Here is a 595-nt window from a genome sequence, read left to right as displayed (position 1 = left end):
TCTCAGGTGCTTAACTCATACTTTCAAATTTTCGATATTCAGAGTTATAGTTCTATTAGTAATGATTAGGAACAGTATTTGTGTTTCCCCTCTATGATGAAAACCCAACCAGGATTACCCCATATTTCACCTATGGGTTAATAGGGATGAATGTACTAGTTTTTTTCCATGAACTGAGTTTGTCAAATCTACAACTAGAACAGTTTTTTCAATTGTATGCTGTCATACCTCATGAATTAACTACTAATTTGATCGGGGAATGGACGACTTTATTTACTTCACAGTTTTTACATGGAGGTTGGTGGCACTTAATATCAAATATGGTCTATCTCTGGGTTTTTGGTAATAATATTGAAGACCGTCTAGGGCATTTTAAATATCTATGTTTTTATTTAGCCTGTGGCGCTTTAGCGGCTCTTTGTCAATGGTTTATTAGTATCTACTCTAATATTCCTTCTTTGGGCGCAAGTGGAGCAATTTCCGGAGTTTTAGGTGCTTATTTAATTTGGTTTCCCCAAGCAAGAATTACCACTGTATTTTTAGGTTATTTTGATTATTTACCCAATTTGATTATATCCTAAGCTGTAATATTCTG

At 34.3% G+C, this 595-nt stretch carries 1 pseudogene; it reads left to right on the top strand.

The window, feature by feature from the left end:
- Nucleotides 1-80: 80 nt before the first annotated feature.
- Nucleotides 81-551 (top strand): annotated as a pseudogene (locus CUN59_RS12710) (rhomboid family intramembrane serine protease); the annotation flags it as partial.
- Nucleotides 552-595: the final 44 nt, after the last annotated feature.

The organism is Cuspidothrix issatschenkoi CHARLIE-1 (genome assembly GCF_002934005.1).
Taxonomy (GTDB): Bacteria; Cyanobacteriota; Cyanobacteriia; order Cyanobacteriales; family Nostocaceae; genus Cuspidothrix; species Cuspidothrix issatschenkoi.
This window is presented reverse-complemented; position numbering and strand designations above follow the sequence as displayed.